This window comes from Planococcus sp. APC 3906 (assembly GCF_030407685.1).
Classification (GTDB): Bacteria; Bacillota; Bacilli; order Bacillales_A; family Planococcaceae; genus Planococcus; species Planococcus koreensis.
In genome coordinates, this window is sequence record NZ_JASDCW010000016.1 from 24,608 (window position 1) to 50,674 (window position 26,067).

Annotated in this window: 19 protein-coding genes; 3 read left to right on the forward strand and 16 right to left on the reverse strand. The window is 47.2% G+C overall.

Going from position 1 to position 26,067, the window contains the following annotated elements; genetic code table 11:
* Nucleotides 1–313: 313 nt before the first annotated feature.
* Complete coding sequence (locus QMA09_RS10540) at nucleotides 314–928, forward strand: hypothetical protein (RefSeq protein WP_290213101.1); 615 nt, start codon at nucleotides 314–316, stop codon at nucleotides 926–928.
* Between the two features lie 117 nt (nucleotides 929–1,045).
* On the opposite strand, the gene QMA09_RS10545 is transcribed toward QMA09_RS10540, so the two are convergent.
* From QMA09_RS10545 to QMA09_RS10590, 10 genes are all read right to left on the reverse strand, one after another.
* Nucleotides 1,046–2,209 carry an iron-containing alcohol dehydrogenase gene (locus tag QMA09_RS10545; protein ID WP_290213137.1) on the reverse strand — a complete coding sequence of 388 codons (1,164 nt, stop codon included), beginning with the start codon at nucleotides 2,207–2,209 and terminating at the stop codon, nucleotides 1,046–1,048.
* 59 nt (nucleotides 2,210–2,268) lie between these two features.
* A complete protein-coding gene (locus QMA09_RS10550; protein ID WP_290213102.1) occupies nucleotides 2,269–3,690 on the reverse strand; it encodes an aldehyde dehydrogenase family protein in 1,422 nt (473 codons plus the stop codon).
* A 17-nt stretch (nucleotides 3,691–3,707) separates the two neighbouring features.
* Nucleotides 3,708–5,105, reverse strand: coding sequence for a hypothetical protein (locus QMA09_RS10555; protein WP_290213103.1), 1,398 nt, complete (start codon nucleotides 5,103–5,105; stop codon nucleotides 3,708–3,710).
* A 159-nt stretch (nucleotides 5,106–5,264) separates the two neighbouring features.
* Nucleotides 5,265–6,257 carry a LacI family DNA-binding transcriptional regulator gene (locus tag QMA09_RS10560; RefSeq protein ID WP_290213104.1) on the reverse strand — a complete coding sequence of 331 codons (993 nt, stop codon included), beginning with the start codon at nucleotides 6,255–6,257 and terminating at the stop codon, nucleotides 5,265–5,267.
* Nucleotides 6,258–6,472: 215 nt separating this feature from the next.
* On the reverse strand, nucleotides 6,473–7,138 hold the full coding sequence (locus QMA09_RS10565; RefSeq protein ID WP_290213105.1) for a haloacid dehalogenase type II: 666 nt from the start codon (nucleotides 7,136–7,138) through the stop codon (nucleotides 6,473–6,475).
* 328 nt (nucleotides 7,139–7,466) lie between these two features.
* On the reverse strand, nucleotides 7,467–8,135 hold the full coding sequence (locus QMA09_RS10570; protein ID WP_290213106.1) for a vWA domain-containing protein: 669 nt from the start codon (nucleotides 8,133–8,135) through the stop codon (nucleotides 7,467–7,469).
* Between the two features lie 522 nt (nucleotides 8,136–8,657).
* Nucleotides 8,658–12,854: a tetratricopeptide repeat protein gene (locus QMA09_RS10575; protein ID WP_290213107.1), complete on the reverse strand. Its 4,197-nt coding sequence runs from the start codon at nucleotides 12,852–12,854 to the stop codon at nucleotides 8,658–8,660.
* A 246-nt stretch (nucleotides 12,855–13,100) separates the two neighbouring features.
* Nucleotides 13,101–15,848, reverse strand: a complete 2,748-nt coding sequence (locus tag QMA09_RS10580; protein ID WP_290213108.1) for a YfhO family protein — start codon at nucleotides 15,846–15,848, stop codon at nucleotides 13,101–13,103.
* 149 nt (nucleotides 15,849–15,997) lie between these two features.
* A complete protein-coding gene (locus QMA09_RS10585; protein WP_290213109.1) occupies nucleotides 15,998–16,750 on the reverse strand; it encodes a hypothetical protein in 753 nt (250 codons plus the stop codon).
* Nucleotides 16,751–16,754: 4 nt separating this feature from the next.
* The gene (locus tag QMA09_RS10590) at nucleotides 16,755–20,528 is read right to left on the reverse strand and encodes a DEAD/DEAH box helicase (protein WP_290213110.1); all 3,774 of its coding nucleotides are present in this window, start codon (nucleotides 20,526–20,528) and stop codon (nucleotides 16,755–16,757) included.
* 220 nt (nucleotides 20,529–20,748) lie between these two features.
* Here QMA09_RS10590 and QMA09_RS10595 point away from each other — a divergent pair, with 220 nt between their 5' ends.
* On the forward strand, nucleotides 20,749–21,090 hold the full coding sequence (locus tag QMA09_RS10595) for a hypothetical protein (protein ID WP_290213111.1): 342 nt from the start codon (nucleotides 20,749–20,751) through the stop codon (nucleotides 21,088–21,090).
* A gap of 194 nt (nucleotides 21,091–21,284) precedes the next feature.
* A complete protein-coding gene (locus QMA09_RS10600) occupies nucleotides 21,285–21,626 on the forward strand; it encodes a hypothetical protein (RefSeq protein WP_135502783.1) in 342 nt (113 codons plus the stop codon).
* A gap of 72 nt (nucleotides 21,627–21,698) precedes the next feature.
* On the opposite strand, the gene QMA09_RS10605 is transcribed toward QMA09_RS10600, so the two are convergent.
* The 6 genes from QMA09_RS10605 to QMA09_RS10630 form a co-directional block, all read right to left on the reverse strand.
* Nucleotides 21,699–22,592, reverse strand: a complete 894-nt coding sequence (locus QMA09_RS10605) for a hypothetical protein (protein WP_290213112.1) — start codon at nucleotides 22,590–22,592, stop codon at nucleotides 21,699–21,701.
* A 283-nt stretch (nucleotides 22,593–22,875) separates the two neighbouring features.
* The gene (locus tag QMA09_RS10610; protein WP_290213113.1) at nucleotides 22,876–23,652 is read right to left on the reverse strand and encodes an aquaporin; all 777 of its coding nucleotides are present in this window, start codon (nucleotides 23,650–23,652) and stop codon (nucleotides 22,876–22,878) included.
* A gap of 232 nt (nucleotides 23,653–23,884) precedes the next feature.
* A complete protein-coding gene (locus tag QMA09_RS10615) occupies nucleotides 23,885–24,241 on the reverse strand; it encodes a hypothetical protein (RefSeq protein ID WP_290213114.1) in 357 nt (118 codons plus the stop codon).
* A gap of 40 nt (nucleotides 24,242–24,281) precedes the next feature.
* On the reverse strand, nucleotides 24,282–24,551 hold the full coding sequence (gene rpsN / locus QMA09_RS10620) for a 30S ribosomal protein S14 (protein ID WP_290213115.1): 270 nt from the start codon (nucleotides 24,549–24,551) through the stop codon (nucleotides 24,282–24,284).
* Between the two features lie 53 nt (nucleotides 24,552–24,604).
* Entirely contained in the window at nucleotides 24,605–24,754 is a 150-nt protein-coding gene (gene rpmG / locus QMA09_RS10625; protein WP_058382433.1) for a 50S ribosomal protein L33, read from the reverse strand.
* A complete protein-coding gene (locus QMA09_RS10630) occupies nucleotides 24,744–25,895 on the reverse strand; it encodes a GTP-binding protein (RefSeq protein WP_290213116.1) in 1,152 nt (383 codons plus the stop codon). Before QMA09_RS10630 ends, rpmG begins: the two co-directional genes overlap by 11 nt.
* Between the last annotated feature and the right edge of the window lie 172 nt (nucleotides 25,896–26,067).

Here is a 26,067-nt window from a genome sequence, read left to right on the forward strand (position 1 = left end):
ATCCTTTCTGTTTTAAAGAGCCGCTGCTCTTTTATTCTTACTCGAATTATAGAGGATAAATGGAAGCGCATTCAATCTTAATGAAAGTCATCTTTGTCGCCGTTGTCCGGACAAGGCTGATGTTTCTATTTTTATATAGAAGAAAAGCAGACGAAGGAGAGCAGAAAATGCCGGGCTGCATATCCTATGCTGCTTTCATCAACTAGGAAGAGACATTAAAATTTTGGTTAATTCAGTAAGTTAATTCCAATATCTGTTAGTATTGAAAAGACATAAGATTACCGTAGGGATATAAATCAAGGAGGAAGCATTAATGGAGAAAGTCAGCATTAGCAATTCATCTCATACCGCCCCAGAAAAGCCAGTAACCGCAGATCATCGTCTAGGCATGACACTTTTCTTATTCAGTATCATGCTGGTCTTTTCAAGTTTCATTCCTGAAAAGACGGTCGGTGTTTGGCTCGTCATCAACAGCAGTTTCACGGCCATTTTCTTAGGCATCTTATATTTTCTATGGACGAAATACAAGCATGACAAGGTGAGGTATTATTCATTTCAAGTTTATATTATGTTGATGGGCATCGCATTTTTCGCTATCTCCCCTTTATTTAAGCTCTTGTTTGGAACTGTATATTTTTGGATTCTGTTAGCAGCCACCATTGCCATAAACTTAATCTCCCACCATTTTAAAAATCGAACAGTGAAAAGCTTTGTGAACAAGGACCATAAACTACTGGCAACGATTTTATCCCTGTATACGATGGTTTTAATTGTCGTCGGAATCTTTTTAATGGGATTGATGCAGCGAAACGAAGCTCCTGAAAATACAGGCGTTGCATTGCTTTTCTATTTTGTAAGTGTTGTGTTTTTGGTTCTGGCTCCGATGTTTTTAGTTCGTGAAGCAGAAGTGGAAAAACTTAAGGCGTAAGGTGAAATACATCGGAATCTGGAAAACAAAAAAACCGCTGCACCCCGGATCAAAGATCCATTGGGTACGGCGGTTTTTTGTGAGTTTCCAGAATCATATAGCCGATTGTCGCCGATTTTAAACAGTTTCTTTTTCGACTACTTTCCCTAAGTAAGCTGCATGGTAAATCGCGAAAATGTCATCTCTCAACAACGGCATTGGGCTTCTTCCTAAAATTCTTTTTTGCTTAACGCCATCGTCGGCTAAACTGTCCAACGCTTCTTCCGGAATATCAAAACCTTTTAAAGACACAGGTATGTTGACATCGGCTACCAGGTTCTTTAATTCCTCTACACATTTGTAGGAAGCTTCTTCTTGTGATAACTGAGTTGAGTTAAAGCCCATCGCTTCCAAAATATCTTTCATTCGCTTTTCACAGCTTTGGCGAATATAGCCCATCACATACGGCAGAAGAACAGCATTCGACTCGCCATGCGAAATATGGAATTGGCCACCTAGCGGATACGCTAACGCATGGACACCCGCAACCCCTGCGTTGAAGAACGATAAGCCAGCCAAATAACTGCCGTAGCTCATATTTGTGCGTGCTTCTTTATTTTCCCCATCAGCCACAGCCGTCCGGATCGACCCGCTGATCAGGCGGATAGCCTGCAAAGCAAGCCCATCGGTCACTGGATTGGCATTGTTCGAAACGTAGGCTTCAATTGCATGAGTTAACGCATCGATGCCAGTCGCAGCGGTCACTTTCGGCGGCAGCGAAGTCGTCAGCGCCGGATCGACGATTGCAACGTCCGGCAACAGATAATCGTGGGTTACGACGTCTTTCGTGGACTCCAGTGACAACACTGAAATATTGGTGACTTCGGAACCCGTTCCAGAAGTCGTAGGGATCAAGATTTTCGGAATCCCTTTATGGGTGAGCGTCCGGTTGCCTGTTAAGTTCAAATAATCAGCAACATTGCCTTCGTGAGTTGCTAAAACGCCGGCTAATTTAGCCAAGTCAAGCGCACTTCCTCCGCCCAACCCAATCACCAAGTCGAATTTGTTTTCCCGGGTGAATGCCACCAATTTTTCACCGACTGCCAAAGGTGGCTCAGGTACGACTTCCGTATAAACGCTCGTTGTCCATCCTTGCGCTTCCAGAGGCTCGACGATTTTTTTGGTCATGCCCAAGTCTTCCAGGAAAGGATCTGTGACGATTAAAATATTGCTGGCTTTCAAACGCTCAGCTTCGCTTACCAAATGTTCCAATGAGTCCCATCCTGTGTAGCTGATAGGCATAAAAGTAATTTTGCTCGACACGCTACCCACTCCTTTTCATTTTCATTCTTCGGATGATTCTAGGATTGATTCCAAATGACCAATTTCATTTCCGTCATTTCCTCAATCGCGTATTTCAGGCCCTCTTTGCCATTGCCGCTTTCTTTGACGCCGCCATAAGGCATCTGATCCACGCGGAATGTCGGAATGTCGTTGATCAGCACGCCGCCGACCTGCAGGCGTTTCGATGCGTTGAATGCCGTCTTGATATCGTTCGTGAAAATACCTGCTTGCAGCCCGAAATCCGAGTTATTGATTTCGTTGATGCCTTGTTCAATCGATTGGATCGGATTGACAATGACGACAGGAGCAAACACTTCCTGGCAAGAAACTTTGGAATCTGAAGCCACGTTAGAGAGGATGGTCGGCTGGAACACGCCGTCTTTGACATTCCCACCTGTGATGAGCGTGGCGCCAGCCGCAACCGCTTCCTGCACCCAGCTAACCGCCCGCTCCTGTTCTTGTGCGGAAATCATGGCGGAAACATCCGTCTGTTGATTCAAAGGATCGCCAATGACGAGTTTGCCGGCCGCTGCTTGGAAACGAGCAAGAAAATCCTCCATCAAACTTTCCATAATATAAATCCGCTGCAGCGAGATGCACACTTGCCCCTGGTTTGAAAATGCACCGGTAATCGCCTTTTCAACGACTACATCGATGTCCACGCCTTCATCGACAATCAGCCCTGCATTAGAGCCCAATTCCAGCGCCACCTTTTTCAAGCCCGCTTTATCCCGTATGCCTTTGCCGACAGCCGGGCTTCCTGTAAAGGTTACCATTTTCACTTTCCCGCTTTGGACCAGAACATCCCCCACTGTTCTGCCGCTGCCGGTCACCAGATTAAACGCGCCTTTCGGCAAAGCAGTCTGATCCAGTAGTTCTGCCAGGAAAAACGCAGACAACGGCGTCTGGGAAGCCGGTTTTAAAACGATGGTGTTCCCTGCAGCAATAGCCGGCCCTACTTTATGCGCGACCAAATTCTGCGGAAAATTAAACGGCGTTATCGCAGCCACTACGCCGATTGGTTCGCGCAGCGTATACGCCAAACGGTTGCTGCCGCCTTTCGCTGCATCCATCGGAATCATCTCGCCGGATAAACGCTTTGCCTCTTCCGCTGCAAATTTGTACGTTTCAATCGTCCGGTCAATTTCCCCCAAAGCGTACTTCAAAGGCTTTGCCGATTCCAATGCAATGATTCTGGCTGCTTCTTCTTTGCGTTCCGTGAACAGCGATGCCAATTGTTCCAGGATTGCCGCACGTTCATACGCCGTCAAGCCTTGCATTTCTTCAGCAGCATGAGCGGCGGATTCAATTGCGGATTCAACATCTTTCTCTCCCGCTTTCGGAACTTCGCCAATTTTATCATTTGAATACGGCGAGAATAACTCTGAATACTCTTCGGTTTCTTTCCATTCTCCGCCAATATAAAGTTTCTTTTTCATGCATTCCACCCTTTCTTTTATAAAGTTGATACGTTTTCTTTAGCCTTCTCAGGAAGGTCTTTCGTGAATGTCTCGTCTGTTTCATTTTTAAAGAAGTCTTTGCCGTATATCAATAAACACAAACCGATGCCGATGGCAAAAGCCCACGCGGCTCCCTTGATGACCAAAACAGCTCCAATAATGCCCGCAATCCCCAGGTCACTTTGGCTTCTTGCTTCCAGGATGCCGACTTTTACACTGACATATCCTTGGATCAGCAATGTCAAAGCAAGTGCAATGCCTAAGATAGGTTCCACCAAACTGACGATCGGCAATAGCAATAAGCCGGTATTAGTTCCCCAGCGGAACGAACCCACGCCTCCAAAGAATGAATCCATCGCTTTTCTGCCATCTTTGAACCGTTGGACAACGACGACTTGCATTGCCGCCCATAAAGGACCCGCCATTGTCACATCTGGCCCGATAACACTCATCACTGAATTTCTTGCTCCGAAAATCAGGTGTGCACGATTCGGATTATAATCCAGTTTTTCATCCGGACGGGATAAATCCGCTTCTTTCACCAATGCTTTCGTCTGCAATACATCGCCGAATAATACGATATACGCCGCTAGCACTGTCGGAATTCCTGTAACAAAAAGCATCAATGGCGGGAAACCCAAACCGAATAAGGTATAGCCCGTCCATAAGCCGATAAAATCAGGCGAACTGATGCCCCATTCAATCGTTGGCCATGGCGCTTCACCGAACAACGGTGCAATGACAATGGCAATAATGATGATCGGGAAAATACCCAGTTTCCCAATTGTGCCCCATACTGGATTTGTGTTTTTCAGTTTGTCAAAATGCTTGGAGAAAAGTAAGTAGAAGCCAATTCCGACAGCAATGGAAATGGTCCATGGGAACGTTTCAAAACGTCCGCCTACTTCGAAAATGGAAACGACGGCTGCAAATCCAGCCCCAAGGATGACCCCGGATCGGATTGCCGATGGGATACTTGATACCACTTTAGATGCTAAACCGGTAGATCCAAGGAAAACGGCAAACAGCCCTAGCGTCATTTGGAACGCGATTAACGCATGGACCCTTTCAGGGCCTTCCGGGAACTGCATGCAGTACAGCATAATCAACGGAATAGCAGGGGTGATCCATCCAGGAACTGTCGGATCTCCAAGCAGGTGGTGCAATAGATAAAAGAATCCGTTAAGAATGACGATGGCTAAGGCCACTTCAAATGGCATTCCAAGCAATTCAATCAATAGCGGAATGGCCGCCAAATCAACTGCGCACATCAATAGCCCTTGAACATAATCAGGCCATTCAAATCGGTAATGGATAAAAGGCAGACGAATTTTAAACGGTCCAGCTGGAATATAAGGCGATTCTTCTCCGAACTTGCGGTCTTTCCATTTCATATACATCCCTCGTTTTCTTATTAAAATAAATGGTAGCACTTGAACCAATTGCTCATTTTCCTTGCTGTATTTCTTTACAAATGAAAGCGCCGTCATTTTAATTTAAAAAAATGGTTACGTAACCATTTTGAGATTAAAAAAACAGAACTTCTTTCCTTTCTATTTTTTTATTGTTGTCTTTCTTTCAAATAGTCTAACAGCTTTAGTGATTTGAATACAAGATTTATTTTCTTGTTGGATCATTTTGATCAGCTTTTCAATCGCCAGCTGTCCTAGCCCGATAGGCGATGAAATGCCGACCGTCGTTAGGTTAATGGAGGCGTGCTGGCTGATTTCCACATTATCGATTCCGATAATACTGATATCTTCAGGCACCCGGTAGCCAGCTGAAATATAAAAATCCATCATCTGTATGGCGATCGCATCAGTGGCAGCGAATACCGCTGTCGGTTTTTCCGAACGTTGTTCCAACTTCAAAAAGGTTTGATGCAGCGCTTCTTTGCTCGTATCTGTGATAAAAATCTGTTCCGGATCCACTGGGACCTTGTGTTTCTGCAAAGCTTTCAAAAATCCATCGTAGCGGCCTTTGAACGTACTGATTTCCAATGGTCCGCCGATCCAGCAAATGTTCTCATGGTTTAACGACAACAAGTAATCTGCTGCTAAAAATCCTGCCTGTTCGTTATCCATCTCTACAAAATTCTTATTGCTTTTGTGCTTTCTGTTATACGTGATGAATGGAATTCCCGATTTCTCCAACTTATCAAAAGCTGGGTCTTCCAATAAAATCGAAGACAGAATGATGCCATCCACTTTATTTTCAAAAATGGAGTTATAAAGTTCCGATAGATTCTCATCATTTGAAAAATGGACATTTATTTTAAAACCGTGTTCATTTGCGTAATTAACGATTGAAGTAGTAGTGTCAACAAAAAACGGATTGTACAACGGCCCCGAAATCAACGCAATTGTATCGGTCTTTTTTTGAACCAGCGAACGGGCATTGCCGTCCGGAATATAATTCAACTCATCAATTGCGGCCATCACTTTTTTAAGCGTGGGCTCTTTCACCAAATGCGGTGTATTTAAAACCCGGGAAACGGTAGTTTGTGAAACCCCAGCATATTTTGCTACATCTTTTGATGAAACCATCGAGCACACCTGTCTTTCCAGCAGAAATTTTGTTTACTCATAGCATGTTATAGCCTTATTACTTAATATACTGAACGGCAGTGGACTTTGCTAGCGGCCATCCATGATTTCGGGAAATTAAGTAAAAGCATTCAAGATTCCTTGCTGATAAAGTGTAATTTAAAAACCGCCGCTCGCCGGAATGTCGATTCGCGGGAGCAGCGGTTTGTGCATGTTCATTTCCATTTCAACAGGCCGTTCAAGTCTTTGAAAATATAATCCGGCGGCAAATCCAGCTCTTCTACCGGCAAGTTTTTGCGGTTGATCCAAGCCGTTTGAAAACCGGAATTTTTGGCGCCTGAAACATCCCAGCCATTGGACGACATAAATAGCACTTCATGGCTTTCAATCCCCAGCTTTTCCAAAGCGTATTCATAAGAAGCGGGTGCCGGCTTAAATTGTTTGATGTCATCAATGCTGAGTACTTCCGCAAACAGCGCTTCCAGCTCGGCATGCTCGATCAAGGGATCCAGCATGTCGTGTGACCCGTTTGAAAACACCACCAGCTTTTTATCCTTCAACTGGCCGAGTACCTCCGACACTTCGGGATAAAGCGGCAAACGGAGATAGGCTTCAAGCAATTGCTGCCCGTTTTTTTCATCCGGCTCAATCCCTTGTTCTTTTAATGCATATTTTAACGCCTGATGGGTAATCGAACGCAGTGTTGCATAGTTCCCCATAAGCTGGCGCAGCAAAAAGTATTCAACCTGCTTGGCTCTCCAAGATTGGCTGATTTTTTCCCCGTATCCCGGATAAAGCTCCTCGCATTCTTTTTTGATCGCCGTTACATCAAATAAAGTGCCATAGACATCGAAAACAAAAGCTTTAATTTGGCTGCCCATTCAAAATCCTCCTTCAGCGATTGAATATTCCAAGCTTCTCACGAAAACTGCTGAAACGTGGAATATTAACCTGCTTTTTATACCCTTACCCTAATTCAGCCAACGCAGTCGGAACCGGAGATATACACAAGTAATAATCCTCCCGCCAAAAGGCAGGAGGATTCATGAAAGGAATAGTAAACTTGAAAGTGGCCATCGCCCGCCATTTGCTTTTGGGTGTTATCGTTAATAGGCAACATCGTAATGGGGTATGAATTATTGGTTTGGCGTTAGCCATCAGTGCAAATGCAAAGGAGGTTTCCTTCCATGCCTTGAAGCGGAATCTCACTTACCGCAAAATCCGTTTCTCTTTCGCTTGCTTCAGCCATTGCGGAAACTCATCCAGCATCTGATTGTACAACTCTTCATCCGTCACTTTGCTGACGTCCTGCAAATGAAAGAAGTTGGCGTTATCGATAAACCGCCCTTCCATCGTATCCAATTTTCTCAACACATCAAAATTGGCGTTGCCTAGGCCGATAAACTGCCAAAAAATCGGCTGATAAGAAGATTCAACAATGAATTTCTTGATTCCCGGCTTGCATCCTCCATCGTTGATGAATACCATAAAGACCGGTTCATCGCCAGGCTCTTCAATCGTATACTTGCGTATGACGTCTTCCATCACTTTCGGTTCGTCATTCCTGCCGAATTTATGGACTGCGTCATTCGATAAAATATTCTTTTCTACGTAACCAAGAAAGATTTCTTCTGTAGCCGCAGGCAATCTGGAAAACTCATTGTCGTAAACCCAGACATCCAAAGCGCCGTCATCATCAAACTGGCTAGCCACAGCCAGCACCCGCTCCACTACTTCCTGGACTACGCCCTGCCGGTACAAACTCCACATTGATCCTGAAATGTCTAACACTATGCCCACCTTAGCCACTACACCGGTTAAATTCTTCTTTTCCAATACAATGCTAGCCGCTTTCTTTTTCAATGAAATTGTAGTCATGCTCATACCTCCCAATATATTCCTTTCTCTAGTATAACAAGAGAAAGCCATTTTGGAACCCTTATTTTCTAAGTATTTATAATATTCGAAATTCTAACTTCAATTTACTCTTCTTCATTTGGCTATAATACGTTTTGAAATATAGCTGTCCGAGAATGTTGAACCTCGTAAAGTGGAAAAAACGATCTTTTCCGTGTCGTTAAATATATAAGAAAAGCATTCTGCATTGCGCAGAACACTTCCCTATCCGTAACAGTAATTCAATTCGCATATGTTTCTGCCGCATACTAAAATGCCGTTTTTTCTTTGTTTATGGAGTTGAACAATTGCGCTGCCTGTCCGGTGGGGCTGATTTCCAAGAAAAAGAAGCATCCGTCACCTGTGGTCCGGGAGTTTTTCGAGTACATTTCAGCCCACGCACCTATTTGATGAGCACTAAACGAAAAGAGCTTCTAAAGGATGCCTTGCACCTTTTAGAAGCTCTTTTTATTTTAGCTAGTTGTTGCAATTTAAACTTTTAGCTTAAAACAATTCCTCAATCAATTCATCAATTTCATCATGGATGCCCTCGAACGCCGGCTCTCCTGCAATCACCATCACGTACGTTTCAGAACCTTCTTTGCGGAACAATTTACGCAAGGTTTTGATGGCTGCGCCTTTATTGCCGAGCTTCATTTCGCAGAGGGCCAGCTCGTAAATGGCCGGCTGAAAGTCTTTTTCCTGCTGCGTCAGCGGCATTAGGATCGCATGAGCTGCTGGCGCGTTGCCTAAGGTCAACTGGCTTTGCGCGCGGGCAAGCTGGATCCATTCCGGAATCTCCACTTCTTCCGGGATGCCCGCGATAAACGCTTCCACATCCCCTGGCCGCTGTTCAGCCAATGTCTGCATAACCAGGGTATGGGTTTCGGCATTGAACGGTTCCAAACGGAGGGCCTGTTCGTACTTCTCCAATTCCTCTCCGTCTCTTTCAAGGTTCCCCAACAGCTCGGCCCATATCGTCAACACCAATGCATCAGCAGGCTGCCTTGCATGGAGTTGTTTTGCCAGATCGATGGCTTCTTCCAGAATTTTAAGCGAGTCTTTTTCGACCGCTAATTGCGCCATGGCTTGCAGCTGCATGACAGCGGCTTCGTAATGGCCGGTGCGTTTGACGAATGGCTTCAATTCATCGATGGCTTCTTTGGCCATTCCACGGCTTAAGCAAAACGCGCCATGCCGCATGACCGGCAACTCGTTTTCCGGAATCTGTTTGGCGGCTTCATCGTACAACGCAAAAACATGGGAAATCACCCGCAGCCTCTGCGCTTTGTGGAAGAACCTGCCGATCACGCCTTTTCTTGGCTGCTCTTCCGCCTCTTCCATTTCTTCGGTTTCGGTAAACCACAGCGCCAGTTCGTCGGCACAAAACGTTTGGGCCAAGCCCAATTGTTCGCCGCGCAGCCGCTTTTTCAGCCACTTATTGATTTCATGGGCTTTGCCCAGCTGGGCGAGAATCCGGATGTATTCACCGTACAATCTTTCGTCTTCCGGCCGTTCTGTGATCAACTCTTCCAGTAAAGCCACTGCGCGTTTAAAGTCGCCTCTTCTTGCGCAGAATTGCACATGCTGGTAACGGGAAGGAAACGCGCCTTTGACCGCTTTTGCCTGTCCAAACAACGCTTCCGCTTCGTCGAACTTGCCTTCTTTTTCTGCGCAAAATGCTTTAGCGGCAAAAAGCCATTCTTCCGGCACTTGCCCGGACACTCCTTCAAGCGTTTTTGAAATCGCAGCGACGGCTTCTTCTGTTCTCGCGAGCTCAAACAGCTCATCGAATTCAAGCTCCAACGGATCGTTCTGCAAGATGAACAACGCCGTGGCAAACGCCCGCGGAAAGTCCTCTGCTTCGGTATAGGCATGCATAAGCGCTTCCCGCACCGCCGTATTTCCAGGGTCGAGTTCCGTGCTTCGAAGAAACTCTCGGATACCTGCTTTAAAGCGTTCCGCTTCCACTTCCAATAAACCCAGCTGGAAATGCGCTTGCGCATTCGGTGCTTTATCAAGCGCCTGTAAATAGAGCTTGCGGGCAAACCCACTATTGCCGGCTTGTTCATGCAATTGCCCTTCATAACACAGCAGCGCTGCACTGGCTTCAGCATGGCGCATTTTTTTGAATTGATTGAGCACGCGGTTCCGGAACAGCGGATGTTCACCGAACTCCATGTATTGCTGCGCGATGTCTTCGTAGTCCTCCAATTCCCGCTTCTCAAGCCCTTTTTCCATTAATGCAACCGCTTGCTGCTGGCCGGCGTATTCCGGCCATTCTTCCCAAAGCATCGTTGCCGACCGGATGAAAAATCCGGTGTCCCCTTGATCCGTGTAGCTCGCCAAAAACGCCACCGCATCATCAAATCGCTGCTGCTTTACCAAGCTATGGGCGATATACGTTACAGCAAACAAGTCTTCCGGGTCGAGTTCGAGCGCTGTCCGGTAATCCGTTTCCGCCGCAGCGAATTGTTCCTTGGCCATCGCTATATGTCCGCGGTAGACGTGCAGAACATCTTTCTCTTCAGCCTGCAGGATGCCTCGATTGACAATGGCCATCGCAGGCTCCCATTTTTCGGCTTCCATGTAGATCTCCGCAATCCGCAGATACGCATACGGCCGTTCCGGAGCCATTTCAATATAGCGTTCAAAATGTTCGATCGCTTCCGCTTCCTCACCGAGTGCGAGCAGGCATCGGCCGATCTCGTAGACGAAATAGCCGTCCTCCGGAAATTCCGCGCTCAGTTTCCGGAAACGCTCCAACGATTTTTCGTAAGCCCCGGACTCATACTGGATCAAACCATGCGTAATCTGTGCGTAAATATCCGACGGCAGCTGGGCAAGCGCAATCGCCGACCATTTGTACGCCTGGAACAATTTGCCGACTTCCATATAACAGCGGGCAAGATGGCTGTAAGCGGCTGGCTGGTAATGATCCAGCTCGATCGACTGCTTCAAATAAGGGATCGCCCGTTCCTGGCTGTCCTGGCTCATCAGGATTACGCCTCTCAAAAACAGTGCATACGGGCTGTTCTTTTCATTGACCACAGCAAGGCTGGCCAACGCATCCGGCATTTCGTCTTTCTGGTAATGCATGTGGGCCGTCAACAGCGCCAGTTCTGCATCCTCGCTTCCAAGGTCCTGGCGCAGCCTCTCCACCCATTCAGCGTGCAGCGCTTTCGCCCGGTCTGAAAACAAAATCGAAATGCCGACCACCGCCGCGTAGCGTTGTTCTTTATGTTCTTGCAGAAAATCGATAAATGCCTCGCTCTCGCCTTCGCCTTCTTCATCCAGAAACTCATACAAGCGCTCGAAGAAACGGTGCTCCCCCTCATCAAGCAGCGCCAATAAATGCATTTGTTCTTCTTTGACGAAGACCATGCTGAGCGAATCGGTCAGCTTATAGGCGTCTTTCATTTCCGCATAAGGCACAAAGAACGGCGACTGGTCATTCGGATCCTGGATCAGGAGCGTTTGCAGCCGGTCGTCATAGCCGACCACGACTTGGACGTGCGCGTTATTTTCGACCATCATGCTGAGCAGCACCGGTACGCCCGCATCGATCATCTTTTTATAGACGTCCACAGTGCCTTTAAAGTACTGCGCCCGCAAGCCGAGCGACTCCATATACTGCATGGTGGTGCGAAGTTTTGAACCCGTCACATCAAAGACATGCGTGGCGATTTCGTCTTGGCCGATGTCCATGCCGAAAGCTTCAAGCATGATCGACAACGAAGCCGGCACACAATAATCGAGCTTCTGGAGTTTCGGCGTCAGCTCCAGTTGCTTGCGGTTTGCGCCGCGCTGGATTGCCGTCTTGCCGTATATCGTTTTTTCCAACACCTCTTGATGGCCTTGGATCCAAGCATCCAAGTCATCCCATTTCTCCAATTTATACAAGCATTCCGCCGTTAAGTATGCATAATATTCACGGTTGACGTGAAATGGATTTTTCGAGTTGATGTCTTCCATAAGATCAATCGTTTCTTCGTAACGGCCGAGCAGAAACCGCCTTTTCACCTGCTCCATCCAAAATGACCAATTGTCCGGATACGCGGCTTGCCCCGAAACCAGCATGTCCAAAGATGCCTCTTGCCGGCCCATCACCGATAAATGGTCCGCCAGCAGCAGGCGCACATACTCTTCGCGCTCTTTGGAGTCATCCGCTAACGCATCCGTTAAAACGCGCTCCGCCTTGACCCATTCTCCGCCGTGCAAGTAATAGAAAGCCTCCAAGTCCGGCCATAATACACCCTGCGCTTCGCTGATTTTCTCCAGCTGCTCTTTTGCTTCCGGCAACCGGTTCAACTGGCAGAATACCCGAAACAGCAGTGTATGCGCTGAAACCCGTTCTTCCACCGTATAAGCCGTATCCGCGACCTCTTGAAGCCGTGCGCCCATGCGCTCTTCCGCTTCCAAACTCTTGCCGTTCTCCAACAGCCGCGTGCAATGCCAGGCAAACGGCCGCAGCGTTCCGAAACGCTTATACGCATGCGTCGCCAGCAAATTGCTGTATTTATATAAATCCATTTGATCCGCCAGGCGGATCAAGCGATAATAATCGTCTTCCGTTTTCAGTTCTTCCAACCATTCGCGCAGGCGGCTAATTGATCGTGCGTCCCAGAGTTCACGAATCGCTTCGATTAATTGGCTGGCTGTCTTTATGTCATTTGCGATCATTTTCTCCCCAACTCTCATTTCTTGCTATCCCCTTTTTATTCAGTTGATTTATTATATTCTGGAAAATTCTAGGGCGCAATAGGTTTTCAAAGCATTCTAATCATTTTCGATATATTTTCATCACTGTCCAGATGATTTCTGTGTCCTAAAAAAACTCAACACAAATTCAATAATTGAAAAAAAACAAAAAAATCCCGCTCCGGCTTATAATCCACGCGGAGCGGCATTGCATATTTGAAAGATCTCGTATATCTTGATACCTTTCTAGATTCTGCGTCTCCAAAGATAAACAGCTCCCCCGAACAGTGAAATAACACTGATCATCAGCGATTTCCAGAAATGCGGCGGGCGGTAAGTGAGGATAATTTCGTTAAGCCCCGGAGCTGCCGGCACCGCAAGAAAAGCGTAATTCGCTTCTAACACCTCCGCTTTTTCCCCATTCACTTCCGCTGTCCAGCCGATTTCATATGGCACCGGCAGAACGATAAATTGATCGCCCTCCTCATTGGAGTAATCGGCCCGAATGCGGCTGCCGTTCCATTCGAAGCTATTGCCTTCCTTCGCTTTGCTTGCTTCAGCGCGCAGCAGGTCATAAGGCTCTTCGTAGACAGCGAGTTCGGTCAAATTGTAAGTTCCCTGCGGGAGCCGAATTCGAACTGTGTCGTCTGCTGGGACACGGATGGTCAAATCATCAACAAATGTTTTATAAATGGAAACATTCGACTTTCTCGATGTTTTGTATGAGTTGATGTGCAGCGTAAACCTTTGATTTTCCGCAAGATTGAACAGATTCATCGCAACGTATAAATCACTTTGTGCCGGGACAGAATCTTTAAGCACCAGGTCGATGCCGCCTGATTCGCCCGTAACGTCAAGAATGCCATCTTCAAACGACGCATCTACTCCGATGATATCAATAGCCAATTCTTCAGGTTCCTGCGGCAATTGTGCCTGCTCTTCCGGATTTATCAAAACGACGCCCGACAGCATGGCGTGTTCACGGCGGAGCACAGGTTCAGCGGCAAGGCTTTCTTCGCTATAGGCATTGGAAGTTGAACGCAGGAAAGGCAGCGGCAGTTGATTTTCGTAGACAATATAATGTTCCGATGTCAGGATCGGCTCAAAACCGGCAGGCACATTTTCATCATCACGGGAAAGGATGGCATAATTCCCCAGCAGCAAGCTATGCAAATTAGCGCGTTTGCCGAGTGTTGCATAACGGCTGACACTTTCACGACCCATATCGATTTCCAATTCACTCAGGTAAAAGTGCAGCACTTCCTCGTTCAAAATACTGGAATAGGCACTTAGCCCATGAAAATCCTGGACCATCGGCGTATTATTCCGAATCCCTTCCATCCAGTCGATGCGGTAAAAAGGAAACGCCTCCCGTTCCTGTATTTCCGAAAGAAGCGCTCTAATTTCCGGATCATCGTACTCTTCGCTGGTGATATATTGTTCAGAAACCTCTTCTGTATTGCCGCTTTTTACAAGCAATAAATACTGAAAACCGTTCGCTAAAACCAGCAGCGTAAAGACAATAAAAGCCACAGCCTCGGCCCTTTTTGAATGGTCCCAGATTGCCCGCAGCAGCAGCATAAAAGTGAATAACGCCGAGCCGAGTATGCCAAGGAACAGCGGCATCTGGATGCTTACGCCCTCTTCTGCAACAGCCTGCAGAAACTGATACGCTGCCGCAAGAAAGGCCAGCGCCATCACTGCAATCACTGCAGCCTGCCCTTTTATCGAATTCTTTTTGACAGCCAAAGCAAACAGCACAAAAATCAGCAGCGTACCGCTTACAGCTCCAAAAATAGTGAACGGCTGAAGCGGCAGCCTTTCGTCCGCCAAAGCAAACAACCCATAGACAAGCAGCGCCATTCCGCCGGCAACCGTGAAATCTTTCAGTTTCAGCAATGCCAGCTGGCTGAAACCTGCCGCCACAGCACCCCCAGCCGTAAATGAGAGAAAGTATTCCCAGCGGTATTGCGGTGCAGAAAAGCCGTTAAAGACACTGGCGATTTGCGGACTGTAATGGAGCACGATGCAAAACAGCACAAGTGCGGCATAAAAACGAAATGCAGGATCCCGAAAAAATGGGAAAGCAAACACCATACCCACGAACGCGGCTGGCAAAATGAAATAGCTGCTCGTGAACAAAATGTTATCGTGGAACGCCAGCCATTCGCTGTCATGGACATACGCCGGACGATGGTTGTTTAAAAAGCCATACAGCGCAGGAACAAAAGAGACTGCACTGATGCCGGCACCGATCAGTCCGCTGAGCAGAAAAAGAATGACCGCGTTGCTCTTTTTGAGTTCCTTTTCCTCAAGCGGCATAAAGAGACGAAACAAAATGTAGATGCCCGCAAGCAGAAAATTGATATAGGCAAAATAAAAATTATCAATCATCGATATAGCGACAGCAGCGATAAACCACCCTGGGCGCTTTTCACGAAAAACTTTTTCTATCCCAAATATCAGCAGCGGCAACCATAAATAGGCATCTGCATAAAATTCCCAGTAAACAGCGTGGCGAAAATACATGCTGGATAACCCATAAACAGCTGCTCCCAGAAATGAAGGAACTTGATCGAATTTCATATAACGGAAAACAAGGTAAGCGATAAAAAGTGCCGCTGCAAGCCTTGCGATATTGATGAATACCGCTGCATGCGCCCAGAATAGGAGGTCAGGTTCTGCGATAATGCCGGAAAGTTCCAATAGGTAAAAAATCCCGACTGTCAGTGCAAAGACAATCGACGTGGAGAAATAATAGGCCAGGCCGCTGTATGTATCGCCGCCCAAGCCGAAAAAAGGCGAATAGAAAAATTCACCTGAAGTGTATTGCTCATAAAGCATCGACTTAAATGGCAGCATCTGCGACAACCCGTCATTGGGTCCAAGCATAAAGCGGCTGCCTGTCCATTCCACCAGATAGACAGCGTGTGCGGCGATGCTTAAAAAAAGACAAAGAACTGCAATGCGAATGAACGGAAGATACTTTTTCATAAGTCACCTTCTTTATGGTAAAAGCGGATGCTTTCTTTATTCTGCATAAGTGACTTGCAATCCTTTTTTTCGCTTCCAGAAAAAGACAAAACCCAGCCCGAGAAAGCATCCACTTTCTCGGGCTGGGTTTCTGTATGCTCAACGCGGTTTTAGGATTGTGCAGCTTCCATCTCCCTGCGCCATCTTACTGCTTCCCGCTCTTCAATCCCTTTTTCCAGCTTTTCATCCCAGCTTTCGGCTGCGGTATTCCAGACACGGGCGTAAAAAAGGTCCTGCTTCTGGTCGTATAATTGAAATTCGATGCACGGAATATGTTCAACCGTGTGCTCAATGCAGCTGGATATATCAGCTACGATGATCTGAAAACCCTGTTCATCGGTTTCCTGCGGCCTATTGGCGAGAACCTTTTGGATGCGTTCCTTTTTCACGGTGCCTTTCACGGCATAGCGATACGGTGAGAGCGGTTCCTGCGCATCCAGCGTTTCGCTGTCAACCACTAAACGGTAGTCATCATGGACGCTGCTGTAGACAATCTGCGCTTCCTCCGGCTCCATCTCTTCTTCAAAAATGCCTTTTTCCAGATAGTCATGCCCTTTCGCCGTCAGCCCATAGCCTTTCTTGCCGAGCCCGATCAAACCGGTGCGCTCCATCTTCTCGATCGAGTCGCTGATGAAAAGCTCTTCCACAAACAGCATGTCGGCCAGTGTGGCGGCTCGGCGGATGTCCCGTTCCTGGAACGCGAACAACAGCATTTTCATCAAGATGTCCATTTTCAAGCGCTTGACGCGGCTGATTTTCACATCATACAACACGACCGGCAGCTTCCATACGTGTACTTTTAAAACGGTGACATCCGGATTTTCCGCGGCAGTCAACCGCAATTTCTCGATCAGCTCTTCCACGCCTTCACCTCCTGCTGCTTTCTAACGCCTTCAAGCCATCTTTCTCTTTGACGACATTGAGCACGTGCTGGTACATCGCTCTCGTATCGGCCTGCTTGGCGCGCTTGGTGAACATGTCCGAACTGCCGACCAGCACAAGCAATTCCTTTGCCCGCGACAACGCCACGTTGAGGCGGCGGTAATCTTTTGCGAAGCCGATATCGCCGTGTTTGTTGTCGTTATTGCGCACCATGCTCAAGACGATGATGTCCCGTTCGCTGCCTTGGAACCTGTCCACCGTTCCAGTCCGCACCGCCAAATGCGGCAAGCGCAGCTCCTGGTCAAGCATGCGTTGCAGCCGTTTGACTTGTTCGCCGTAAAAACTGATGACGCCGATGCTTTTCAGCTCGTGCGCCGCCATCCGCCCTGCCCGTTTCGCTTCTGCGGCGGCATCGTTCATTTCCACCAGCAACGCGCGGATTTCCTGCAGTTCGGCTGCATTGTACAGGCTTTTGCCGCCGCTCATGCGTTCTTCAAACGACGCCGGTTCGTTCGGCACATCGATCCACATGAGGTGATTGTTTCTTGAAACCGTTTTCGATTCCAATAAATGATCGCGCTCTGCATCGGAATCCGCAATGCCGCATTGCAATTGGTCGTTTTCCAATTTGTAGAATGGCGAAATGGTTTCCATGATGTCTTCGTGCATACGGTATTGGATTGCGAGCATCGTCTTGTTGCTGTCCGGCAAGTTCTTGTACAGCCGCTCGAACAGCGACTCGGCAAGCAATTTCTCGAGCTCCCGTTTTTCTTCGAAGCCGCTATTGTCTTTGATCATTTCCTCAAGCGTCTCTTCCAAGGTGTCGTTGCCGAGCAAAGGCGGCAATTGATGATGGTCGCCGACGAGGATGATTTTCTTGCCTTTCAGCATCGGCAGCAATAATTCCGGCGGCGTCGCTTTCGACACTTCATCGATGATGACCACATCGAATTCCGGGTAATTGTCGATGAAATCCTTGCGCGCGGACGCGACACACGTCGTGCCGATGACGTTCGCGTGCTTGATGTACATTTTCCGGATTTCATCCAGATCGTGTTCGTTCGCCCCTTCCAGTAAATCCAGCCATTTTTTCTGGATCGACTGCAGCATCGGCAAATCTTTCATTTCCTGTTTCAGTGACTCCCGCGCAAACGACAAACTGGCAAGCTGTTTCGCCGTCCGTTCGTACTCTTTCTCCGGAGTGGAAGAAAGGATGTCGTGCAACGATGCAGCGCCTTGTTCATGCCCCGCGATCGCCTCATCAACCCGTTTAATCTCGGCATCCAGTTCTGCGATCCGGACCTTATTTTTCTCTAGTGCTTCGGACTGCTCCAAGTGTTCATTTTGGTGTTTTTTCAAGCGTTGGCCCGCTTCCGCGTACGCGGCCTGTTCTTTTTCAAGCGTATCCAGCTCGGCGTTGCACTGGCGGATTGCGGCTCCAATGTCTGCTGGAATCTCACCCGCCGGTTTCAATTGCCGGCAGCGCTGTTCGAGCGGCGCCATCGCTTCGCGGGCTTGTTCCAGCCGCTCCAGCCATTTTTGCTCGACCGCTTTGTATTGCTGCAGCTGCTTTTCAAGCTGTTCGCTGAGCGCCTTTTTCAAGCCCTGGAACGCACGTTTTGAATCTTCCACATACGCTTCCGCCGTTTTCAGCTTCGCACCTCTGCGCCAAATATTGTTTTGGCGCTTGTATAAACCGGTCAGTGCTGTTTTCAAGACGGCTGGATCGTTGCGCTGCGCCGTTTTCAACACCCTCCGCAGCTTCTCCATAAAGCCGTCGATTTCTGCCGAAGTGAACGCTTCCGGTTGAGACAGCGCCCCTTCTTTGACGTCAGCAACCGCAATCCCAAGGGGTGCCGCAGATTTTTCGACGTATGCAATCGCAGCCGTAATCGTCTCGTTGTATTGATTGAGCTTTGCCCATTCGTTCATCTTTTCGCGGTTTGTTTCCAGCTTGTTGAGCCCGTAGGTAATAGAAGGAACTTCCTCAATCTTTTGCTCCGCCATCAGCTGCAGCAAGCCGTCCACTTTCTTGACGGTTTCCAGCACGCCCTGCGCCATTTGTTTTTTGCTGACAGCAGTTGCTGCCTGCTCACGCTGTGTTGCAAGTTCTGCTGCGCCACGTTCTTTATCCTTCAATTGCTCCGCGAGTCCATTGAATTCAAGTGCATTTTTCAGCTCGCCGACTCTAGCCGAAAGTCGCTGCTTCTCGCCTTCGAACCACTCATCATTCTTCGCATTGCCCGCCACTTCCGAATCGCTGCGCATCAATTCTTCGAGCCTTTGGAGCGTTTGCGCCAGTTCATCGCTATGCTGAACCGCTTTGTCCTTTTGAATCCCGAAGGCTGCCCGCTTGTTTTGTGCTTCTGCCACGGATGACTGCAGTTCGCGGTGCTGCGCTTGCGCTTTCTTTTTGTCTTCGATGGCCGCCGCAAAACTCTCGACTACGGGCTCAAGCTCGGCATACGATTTCTCATTCGTCGCCATTTCGCTTGCCAGTTGCGGTTCACGCTGCTGACGTTTTTCATACTGGGCCGTGATTTCTTCCAAGGTATGGTCTTTCCAATACTGGCCGACGTTTTCTTCGATGAATTTCTTGCCTTCTTCTTCGATGCTCTCGGTGCGGCCCACACGGAGAATCCGGATATCCTTGTTCGCGAGCAGGCGGCCGAGCGCATTGTCCACCGCCAAATTCGATTGCGATGCGACAAGCGTCCGCAAGCCTTTTCGGGCATTCTGCAGGCAGATCTCGGAAATAACCGTCGTCTTGCCAGTCCCCGGAGGACCTTGGATGACGTACAAATCTTCTGCTCGCATTGCGCCAGACACCGCTTTTTGCTGGAATTCATTGAGCCGGTTGTGGAACGCCAGATTTTCTGGCGCCTGGAGCGGCTTCACGGGCGGCTTTTCCTCGAAAAGAATGCGATCGAGGTTCGGATTCACCGCGAGCCCTTTCTCTAAATTCCCAAAGCCTTGGCGCAGCCGCCTGATTTGGCTGAGCGCCGCGAAATTGCTGAACACCACTTCTTTTTTATCGAGCGCAAGCGCGCGTTCCCGTACTTGCTTGACCATATGGTTTTGGAGTTCGACTTCGATTGTGCGGTTTGCCGCTTTGATGACGGTACCGACGTCGCCGGTAATTCCGGTCAACCGGACGGTCAGGTTTTTCAGCGTTTTCCATTCCGCATCTTTCAGCTGGCACCCCGTCAACGTGATGCGGCTGAAGTCGTGGCTGAACGCCAGTTTGGAATAGGCCGTCTTGATGTCCGGAATGTCCATGCCGCGCTCCTGGATCTTCAAATAGCCTTCCCAGCTGCCGATGCGTTTTTTCACGTAATCCGAACTTTCCTTCGCCGGCTTCATGCGGTTGATCAAATTGAGCAAAGCAGCCGATGCCGGTTCGCGGGATTGATCAAAAGAGATTGTCTCCTCGCGCTGCCAGTTCGTACCAAGCGCTTGGTACGCTTTCCGCAGCGTCAAATTCGTCACCAGCAATTGCTGGTTTGTAAAAATGCCGTGCACGACAAGCGCGCCGTCGAGTTTTTTCCCTGCCAGCCGCAGTGTTTCAGCGCCGCCGAAGATCAGCGCCACCGAAAGCGAACCGTCGCCATTTGACGGATAGCGTTCAATGAACACCTGAAACGGTTTTTCGCCAACAAAAAATGAGCGTTCGCTGATGCCGAACCCTCTCATCTTTTCTTTCGCGGTATTGGTCAACCGCAATGCTGTTCTGTATGTTGCTGTATGTGTCCGTACCATTTAATCACCTGTTCTATAAAACTGAAAAATGTATGCCTGAAAAGTTTCTACCTCATCATATCATCTATTATCGGAGAGGATATTCCTTAATGATGAACAAATTGAAAAAGCTTCAGAATTCCGGCATGAGCTGAGGCGTAATGCCGCGATTCAAACTCTTAAAATGGGGTATAGAACCCCATACACAATCACCAAAATTCAATTTCAGAGGAGGAATACAATGCATTATCAACTTAACCTGCATTTATCCCGTGAGAAAAAGGATTATTTTTGGCTGTTCAGGAGCGAAGAAGATACAATCGGCGTTTTCAATGAAGTCATACAAACCTTCCAGCAATACGAGCCGCCCAATGCGGAAGCTTTCATGGAGGAAAAGCAGCACGAAATCGATGAGACCGGGAAAAGCAACACCGTTCAGATCGAAGTTGTTAAAGCGGATAAAGAAGCTATAATCCGTTCTGCTTCTTATAACGGAATGTGGTACGATGACAAGCATTTCCAGGATATTTACTCCACATTGACTGACAAACTTGGAAAACCGGAAGAAGAATCGACAGTGTAAATGCGGTGGAATTTCACGTGGTACAAATAATCCCCTCCGGGCAGATTTTACTGTTCGGAGGGGATTATTTGTATTGGACAGAATACTAAATGTGGAATGAAAAATATTATTCTTTCGCGCTCTTCAAAACGGATTAAACAGGGTATAGAACTTTATACTTAATCGGCAGATTCGATTTCCCTAGGAGGATTACGGTGCATTATCAACTTAATTTGCAATTATCGCGTATGAATAAGGATTATTACTGGTTGTTTAGAAGCGAAGAAAACACCATCACCGTTTTCAATGAAGTGCTTGAAACGTTTAAGCAATACGAACCGCAAAATGCATTTGCATTTATGCAGGAAGCACAACGCGAAATTGAGGAGACCGGCACCAGCAACACGGTCCACATCGAGGTCGTCAAAGTGGATAGAAAAGTCATCATCCGCTCCGCTTCCTATAACGGAATGAGTTACGACGACCGCTATTTCCAGGAAATCTACAACATTCTGACCGAACGGCTTGGCGTACCGGAAGAAGAAACTGCTGTGTGAAATTTGTGTTGATAATAAAATCCCCGCCAGACAGAAAATTTCTGTCTGGCGGGGATTTTTCTTTTAATCTTTTTAGTTCTTATATTCTGTACTAATAACCCCTAAAATCGTCCCCAGCACTTTCCCCTTGAACGCATCCGGCACCGACTGGCCATTCGGGTCCTTGTAATACAGAACCTGTGACTCTTCAATATACGTAAAGCCCATCCCCGTCAACTTTTCCACAAGCGATTTTGGCAATTCGCTGCTGCCTGTCAGTTGTTCAAAATACGGAGTTACATAAACCGAAACGTCCACATCGTCCAAGCTCGATTCCAGAATGAACAAATCCGTATCACTTTTCACAATCCATTGGCCTTTTGAACTGATCGCCAATTGCGCACGTTCCAAACCGGAAATGCCGTTCAAGTTAACGCCGAAAATCTGATTGATCAAATTGCGGTTCTCCGCTCCGCTCAACGTGTAATCATATTCCTTGATATATCGGTCCATCACTGCGTTTTTCGTCAGCCCCATGATGCGTGCATCCTGCTCAGTAGAAGACGGATCTGCATTAAATGAAGCACGCAAGCTTTCCATAACAGGCTCCGGATAAATAGCCAGCTTCGAACCGTAATCATTTTTCGACACGATATCGAGATCAATACCAAAGATTTCTTTCACCGCTAAGCGGACTTCATTGCCTTTTACTTTTTTGCCAAACGAAATCAAGTAACGGTCCATTGCCTCCGTTTTAGGCATTTGCTCGATGGAGAAATCCGACGGCTTGATGGTCATGCTTTCTTCCAGCGCTGCCATTACTTTCTTCGAATACTTGGCTTCCTGTTGAGCCTCATAAGCCTGCGGGTTAGAATAGGCCGATGCATCTGCTGCAAATGCATTTCCGGCTCCTCCCGTCAAAGCTACGCTTGTCATCATAGTGATTAAGACCACTTTTTTCGTCATTGCGTTGAATGGGATTTTCACGTTCATTCCTCTTTCTGGTATCTGGATTTGGAAGTAAATAGATTATTCGCCTCAGAGTAATCATTACTATTTATTACTTTTCCTTTATATTACAATAATTAAATCTTATAGTCTATAAACCATTTCTAGTTAAATAGGTCCCCTTCAGCTCCCAACTTCTTCTTTATACCGCACTTTTCACAAAAAAATTCCTTCCTTAAACAATAAGAAACCGCCACTCCCTAGACATTAATATGTCGGGAGCGGCGGTTTCTGCGGTATAAATTATCGTCACTAGCAAGAATCATTTGTTTCTAGAAACAGGACGGGCATCTTCATTTGCGCCGCTCTCCTCAATATTCGGCTCACCAGCTATCTCAATCCCAGTCTCTTCTTTTATAATGAAGAATGATTTAAATACAACGGCGGCAAGTGCTGCTCCGATAAGAGGAGCAGCAAGGAATACCCATACTTGTGCCAATGCATCGCTGCCGGCAAAAAAGGCAGGAGCCAAGCTTCGCGCGGGATTGACAGACGTGCCAGTCAACGGAATTCCGATAAGATGGACAAGCGTCAGCGTGAATCCGATCACGAGCCCGCCCATATGAGAAGTTGCCTTACTTGATGTCACACCGAGAATGGCCAATACAAAGATGAAAGTAAGAACCACTTCGACGGCAAGTGCACCAGCCAGATTCAGGCCGACCGCACTCAAATCCCCGTAGCCGTTGGCACCATACCCCTCCAGGCTTGTAGAACTGGCGACAAGAAAGCCAAGGAAAGAGCTGCCGGCAAATGCCCCTATTATTTGGGCAATGACGTAGCCCCCAAACTCTTTAGCGCTGAGGTTCCCTGACATCCAAACCGCCAGCGAAACTGCAGGATTCACATGGCATCCCGAAACATGGCCAATGGCATAAGCGCCTGCCACAATTGAAAGCCCGAAAGCCAATGCAATGGCCAGAACCCCCAGGAATCCTATGTCCGTTCCTCCTGTATATCCACCCAAAACTACAGCTGTACCCGTTCCCAAAAATACTAAAATAAAAGTGCCGATAAACTCTGCCAAATACTTTTTCATTTTCATCTTCTCCTTTATGGGATAGTTTTCAATCGAAAATAATAAAAGATGAATTAGTTATTTAAATATTCAAAATACTTTATCATATAAAATTGTTAATTGAAACCCATATTTTATTAATTTATTCAAACTGCTATGGACAACATCAAGCAATTTTAAAGCGGATTAAAAAACCGCCGCTCCCTTCGACGTGAATACGTCGGGAGCGGCGGTGTACGAGCTATTAATTTCGTTATTCATTAATAAACAAAAACAAATGATTCTTTCTCTCACCATCCATATTCTGATTGGACTTATCACTAAAATCAATCCACTTCACTTTTTCGGAGCGCTGTTTGATTTTCACATGAAGTTCGTCTTCAATGTCCGTGAGCAGTGAGACAACTTGATCGTAAGGTAATTTAAAATGATTCATGGCCAAGTTGATGGGAGATTCCGTCAGCACCAGGCTAAAGAACTCATCTGCTGTTGTAGCCTTTTCAGCCAGGGCATCTTCAGCCTCTGTGATGAATTCATATAGTTTTCTTTTTTCTTCTGGAAGTCTGCTCACTTCACTTCTCCGTAAAAAGTCCAGCAACCGTTCATTCATTTCTACCCCACCCTTGCACGTTTGTTCTTATTCTATCATTTTACCAGCTTGCTTTTTTAATGCCAGGCAATTGGCCTTTGTGGGCTAGTTCCCGGAATGCAATCCGCGACATTTTGAATTTGCGCATGAAGCCCCGAGGGCGGCCGGTCACTTCGCAGCGGTTTTTCAAGCGCGTCGGGGAGGAATTCCGCGGCAGTTTGTTCAATGCTTCGTAATCGCCTTTGTCTTTCAGTTCTTTGCGGAGATCCGCATAATGTGCCACCATTTCCCGCTGCTTTTGGTCTTTTACCACTTTTGATTTTTTCGCCATATTATCTCTCCTTTAAAAGTAATCATTACGCTTTAAAAATTCGTAAAAAATTTTTATTTCGTTTCTCGGTGCAAAGTAACCTTTTTGAGACGCGGGCAGTATTTTTTCAATTCGATGCGTTCCGGGTTATTGCGTTTGTTTTTCGTCGTACTGTAATTGCGGTCGCCTGTTTCTGTACAAGCCAATGTAATGTTAACGCGCATGTTCCAAGTCTCCTCCTTCCGTTTCAAGTTCTTCGTAAAACGCTGGCAAAGGATCGTGAAACTCCTGCCAGTCCATCGCCATTTCTTCTTCGGTCAGCAGGCAGTTTGTTAAATCTTCCGTTATGGCTTGCTGGTCCATGCCGATGCCAATCAACACGAGTTCCGTCATCTTCACTCCGTAATCCAGATCCCATGCCCCTGCCCGCTCAATGCTCAACGACGGACCTGCCTGGGAAAGCAGCACCGCAACATCGTCCCGTGTGGCGATCCATAAAAAGCCTTTTGCGCGGACCACTTCTACCGGCCATTCCATAATCCAGTCCATCAGCCGCTCGGGATGGAATGGCTTGCTGCTGCGGAAGACAAATGAGCTGATACCGTATTCTTCCGTTTCGGGCACATGTTCCTCGTTCAATTCTTTGATCCACCCTGCGCTTTGGCTGGATTGTTCATAGTCAAAGCGTTCTGTATTCAGTACTTCCTCTAATGCGATTTCCGAATACTGCGTGCCGATGATTTTGGCATCCGGGTTCAGGCGCTTCAACACGCCCTTTAATTCCTCGGCTTTTTCTTTAGAGATCAAATCCAGTTTATTGATGACCAGGACATTCGCAAACTCAATCTGGTCAATCAATAAATCCGCGATTTCCCTTACATCATCTTCCGCCACCGCTTCTTTTCGCTCAAGCAGCGTATCGCCGGAAGCAAAATCCGCCCAGAATCTCGCAGCATCGACCACAGTTACCATCGTATCCAGTCGGCAAAGCTGCGACAAATCGATTGCCAGGTTTTCATCCAAATACGAAAACGTCTGCGCCACCGGAACCGGCTCACTGATGCCGGACGATTCGATGACAATATAATCGATCGAGCCCAGTTTCACGAGCTTTTCCGCTTCAACAATCAGATCTTCCCGCAGCGTGCAGCAAATGCAGCCGTTTTGCATCTCCACCAACTTTTCTTCAGTCCGTGAAAATCCGCCTTGTTCCACTAAAGATGCATCTATGTTCACTTCGCTCATGTCATTGACGATGACCGCCACTTTCAGCCCGTCGCGATTATGTAAAATATTGTTCAGCAGCGTCGTCTTGCCAGCACCTAAATAGCCGCTCAAAACCGTTACTGGAATTCGTTGATCCATCCATTTCGCTCCTTCCAAGTAAATAATAAATTCTTAAATAGTAATGATTACGTTTTAAAGCATATAAGATTTAATAAAAAACTGCAAGTGTTTCTGTAAATTATTACTGGATTTCCTTACAAAGGCAGGGTGAATCATGCAAAATGACAAACAATTTATAATTGAAAACAAA

What these genes read in the sequence shown, in the direction of transcription:
- QMA09_RS10560 (WP_290213104.1), bottom strand. Translation starts at nt 6,257, where the DNA reads ATGGTTTCATCAAAAGATGTAGCAAAATATGCTGGGGTTTCACAAACT.
- QMA09_RS10615 (WP_290213114.1), bottom strand. Translation starts at nt 24,241, where the DNA reads ATGAATGAACGGTTGCTGGACTTTTTACGGAGAAGTGAAGTGAGCAGA.
- QMA09_RS10610 (WP_290213113.1), bottom strand. Translation starts at nt 23,652, where the DNA reads ATGAAAAAGTATTTGGCAGAGTTTATCGGCACTTTTATTTTAGTATTT.
- QMA09_RS10630 (WP_290213116.1), bottom strand. Translation starts at nt 25,895, where the DNA reads ATGGATCAACGAATTCCAGTAACGGTTTTGAGCGGCTATTTAGGTGCT.
- rpmG (WP_058382433.1), bottom strand. Translation starts at nt 24,754, where the DNA reads ATGCGCGTTAACATTACATTGGCTTGTACAGAAACAGGCGACCGCAAT.
- QMA09_RS10595 (WP_290213111.1), top strand. Translation starts at nt 20,749, where the DNA reads ATGCATTATCAACTTAACCTGCATTTATCCCGTGAGAAAAAGGATTAT.
- QMA09_RS10540 (WP_290213101.1), top strand. Translation starts at nt 314, where the DNA reads ATGGAGAAAGTCAGCATTAGCAATTCATCTCATACCGCCCCAGAAAAG.
- QMA09_RS10575 (WP_290213107.1), bottom strand. Translation starts at nt 12,854, where the DNA reads ATGAGAGTTGGGGAGAAAATGATCGCAAATGACATAAAGACAGCCAGC.
- QMA09_RS10580 (WP_290213108.1), bottom strand. Translation starts at nt 15,848, where the DNA reads ATGAAAAAGTATCTTCCGTTCATTCGCATTGCAGTTCTTTGTCTTTTT.
- QMA09_RS10555 (WP_290213103.1), bottom strand. Translation starts at nt 5,105, where the DNA reads ATGAAATGGAAAGACCGCAAGTTCGGAGAAGAATCGCCTTATATTCCA.
- rpsN (WP_290213115.1), bottom strand. Translation starts at nt 24,551, where the DNA reads ATGGCGAAAAAATCAAAAGTGGTAAAAGACCAAAAGCAGCGGGAAATG.
- QMA09_RS10550 (WP_290213102.1), bottom strand. Translation starts at nt 3,690, where the DNA reads ATGAAAAAGAAACTTTATATTGGCGGAGAATGGAAAGAAACCGAAGAG.
- QMA09_RS10570 (WP_290213106.1), bottom strand. Translation starts at nt 8,135, where the DNA reads ATGACTACAATTTCATTGAAAAAGAAAGCGGCTAGCATTGTATTGGAA.
- QMA09_RS10590 (WP_290213110.1), bottom strand. Translation starts at nt 20,528, where the DNA reads ATGGTACGGACACATACAGCAACATACAGAACAGCATTGCGGTTGACC.
- QMA09_RS10565 (WP_290213105.1), bottom strand. Translation starts at nt 7,138, where the DNA reads ATGGGCAGCCAAATTAAAGCTTTTGTTTTCGATGTCTATGGCACTTTA.
- QMA09_RS10545 (WP_290213137.1), bottom strand. Translation starts at nt 2,209, where the DNA reads ATGCCTATCAGCTACACAGGATGGGACTCATTGGAACATTTGGTAAGC.